This is a genomic window from bacterium (assembly GCA_030654305.1).
Classification (GTDB): Bacteria; Krumholzibacteriota; Krumholzibacteriia; order LZORAL124-64-63; family LZORAL124-64-63; genus PNOJ01.
This window is the reverse complement of record JAURXS010000142.1, coordinates 1-3,223: the sequence shown is the minus strand read 5'-3', so window position 1 is coordinate 3,223 and position 3,223 is coordinate 1. Positions and strand designations below refer to the sequence as shown.

The window sequence follows — 3,223 nt, the reverse complement described above, 5'->3', positions numbered from 1 at the left end:
AGGATCGCACGGCCGGGGCCGGCGGCCTAGTTCGCAATTCGGGCTGGCCCGCGCGGGGTCGGACCGTCTATGCTGGCCGGGCCGCCGCCCCTCGCGGGCGGTGGGGGAGGTCGTCATGCTGCGCGCCGCCGCCGGTCTCGTCCTGGGGTACCTCGTACTGGCGGGAACGGCCGTCATTCTGATGAGCCTGGCCTGGATGGCGACCGGTCCCGGGTTCGCCTTCCGCGGCGAGTCGCCGGAAACCTCGACGGGCTGGTCGCTGCTGAGCATCGGGCTCGGCCTGGTCTGCGCCGGCTTCGGAGGCCGTGTCTCCGCCCGGTTCTCGCCCCATGCGGTGCCGCTCCTGGCCGGGGTCGTGCTCGTGGTCGGCCTGCTGTCCGCGTTCGGGCCGGCGCCGGCCCGGCCGGCGCTCGAGAAGCCCGTCTCCGAGCTGGGTGTGTTCGAGGCCGCTTCCTATGCCGTCCAGCCGGCGTGGTACCGCTACGCCATCCCCCTGGTCGGGGCGGCCGGCGTGTTGCTGGGCGGCGCCTGGCGCCGAACCCGGCACATTTCGCCCGGATCCTGACCGCATTTCGCTTCCTGCACCGTCCGCCATGGACCGGCCGGCCGCCGCCGCCGCGCGTGTCCGGAGCCGGCGTGGAGCGATCGGGAATCATGGGGAACGATCCCCCCTTTTGCGGAACATCGTCGCCGCCGCGGCCGCCCGCGTATTTTTCCTCGCCCCGCCCTCGTTCCGGCTGAAATCTTGCTGATCCCTCTCGTCCCGCTCCGCGGGTGATGTCGATTTACGACGAGGAGGGATTCATGAAGAAATGGACAACGATCCTGGTGATCACGCTGACCTGCCTAGCCGCCGCCACGGCGATCGCCGGGCAGGAGAGCAAGGACCAGCGTCTCGACCTGAAGAGCTTCCTGGACATGAACCGCACGCACGGGCCGGCGTATTCCAGCCGTTCGCCCCTGCTTGGCAGCCGTTCGCTGTTCGAGGGCTTCGAGGACGGCGTGATCCCCGCCGGCTGGACGGCCGGCGTCACCAACCCGTCCCGCACCTGGAGCGTCAGCGGCGCGACCTCGACCGGCGCGCTCGAGGGCAGCTACTGCGCCTTCGTGGGCTACGACCTGACGAACTTCCAGGACGAGACGATCTCGTTCAACCAGACCGTCGACGTGTCGGCGGGATCGTCGGTGCTGAGCTTCTGGATGGCCGGCAGCCGCACCGATTCCTGGTCGGGGAACGTGGCCGAGACCGTCGAAGTCGACGGCCTGACCGTCTTCGACTTCGACAGCGCCACCGACGCGCAGTACGCCTGGCAGAAGTTCTTCGTCGACCTGGGCGCCTACGACGGCCAGACCGTGACGATCTCCTTCCGCTACCGGGGCGTCGACGGCGACCTGCACGTGCTGGACGCCGTGACGGTCGACGACGGCACCGGCTACGACGTGCCGCCGCCGCCGCCGGCCCCGGACAACGACCTGTGCGCCGGCGCCGTCGACCTGCAGGAGCAGAGCCTGACGGTCTTCGAGCTCGACCTGTGCCTCTACGCCGACGACTACTCGCCCGGCGTGTACGGCGCCAGCTGCACCGGCTGGAGCGCCGAAGGCCCCGACGCGACCTACAAGATCCACCTGGGCCAGGGCGACAGCTTCACGGTCTGCGAGTCGCCGACCGGCGAGTACATCGACCTGGCGCTCTACGCCGTCACCGACTGCGCGGACGCCGCGGCGACCTGCCTGGCCGGCGACGACAGCGGCAACCCCGAGTGCATCAGCTTCGTGGCCCCGGCCTCGGGCTGGTACTACCTGATCGTGGACGCCTACAGCGGCTGCGGCCAGGTCACCGTCACCATCGACTCGCCCGTGGCCAACGAGAACGAGTCGTGGGGGTCGGTCAAGGCCATCTACAGGTAAAAGACCGTCTGCGAGCGCAGCGGCCGCCTTCCTCAGGGAGGGCGGCCGCTTCTGCTTGTCGCTGCCGTGTTTCGAAACCGTGGATTCGAGGCGCCCGCCGCGGCCCGCCTTGACATTCCAAAGCCGTCTCTTATCGTAGCCCGTGCGTCCCCACGGCCTGTCGACCGGGACCCTCAGCCCGCGGCCGTGAAGACCCCGGGGACGCGATCTGCGCACAAGGAGACAACATGGCGGCACGGCGACGTTTCGAGGAACTCGATGCGCGGCGCCTGGAGCTTCAGGCCGGAGGCGGCCCGGACAAGATCCGGCGCCAGCACGACCAGGGCAAGCTCACGGCGCGCGAACGGCTGGCCCTGCTCTACGACGAGGACACCTTCGTCGAGTTCGGGCTCTGGGTGAAGCACAACTGCGCCGAGCTGGCGGGCAAGTCGTTCCCGGCCGACGGCGTGGTCACGGGCAAGGGCGAGGTCATGGGCCGGCCCGTGTTCGCCTTCTCGCAGGACTTCACCGTCGGCGGCGGCGCCGTCGGCGAGGTGCACGCGGCGAAGATCGTCGAGATGCTGGCCACCGCGCTGAAGTGCGGCGTGCCGGTCGTCGGCTTCAACGACGGCGGCGGCGCGCGCATCCAGGAGGGCGTCAACGCGCTCTCCGCCTACGGCAAGATCTTCTACCACAACACGCTCATCTCGGGCGTGGTGCCGCAGATCTCGGTGGTGGCGGGCCCCTGCGCCGGCGGCGCGGCCTACTCGCCCGCGCTCACCGACTTCATCATCATGGTCGACGGCACCTCGCACATGTTCATCGCCGGGCCCGAGGTGATCAAGGCCGCCACCGGCGAGGTCATCTCCGACGAGGACCTCGGCGGCGCGCGCGCCCACATGCAGATCGCCGGCAACATCCACTTCGTGGCCGCCGACGAGCAGGAAGCCGTCGGGATCGTCAAGGCGCTGCTGACCTACCTGCCGCAGAACAACATGGAGACGCCGCCGTCGCGGCACTTCGACGGCACCGTCGTCGACGATGAGGCGATGGACTGGATCATCCCCGACGACCCCCGCGCCGCCTACGACGTTAAGGAGGTCATCACCCGTCTGGTGGACGACGGCGTGTTCCTGGAGGTCCAGAAGGACTTCGCGGCGAACCTGGTCGTCGGCTTCGCGCACCTCGGCGGTCTGGCCGTGGGCATCGTCGCCAATCAGCCCATGGTCATGGCGGGCGTGCTGAACATCGACGCCGCCGACAAGGGCGCGCGGTTCATCCGCACCTGCAACATCTACAACATCCCGCTGATCACGCTGGTGGACGTGCCCGGCTT

3 protein-coding genes are annotated in these 3,223 nt (G+C 69.5%); all 3 read left to right on the top strand.

Annotated features, from left to right (window positions below):
* Nucleotides 1–115 precede the first annotated feature (115 nt).
* Nucleotides 116–565 carry a hypothetical protein gene (locus Q7W29_03750; protein ID MDO9170926.1) on the top strand — a complete coding sequence of 150 codons (450 nt, stop codon included), beginning with the start codon at nt 116–118 and terminating at the stop codon, nt 563–565.
* A 239-nt stretch (nt 566–804) separates the two neighbouring features.
* Nucleotides 805–1,908: a choice-of-anchor J domain-containing protein gene (locus Q7W29_03745; GenBank protein MDO9170925.1), complete on the top strand. Its 1,104-nt coding sequence runs from the start codon at nt 805–807 to the stop codon at nt 1,906–1,908.
* A 227-nt stretch (nt 1,909–2,135) separates the two neighbouring features.
* The coding region (locus Q7W29_03740) for a carboxyl transferase domain-containing protein (GenBank protein MDO9170924.1) at nt 2,136–3,223 on the top strand (1,088 nt) is incomplete at its 3' end.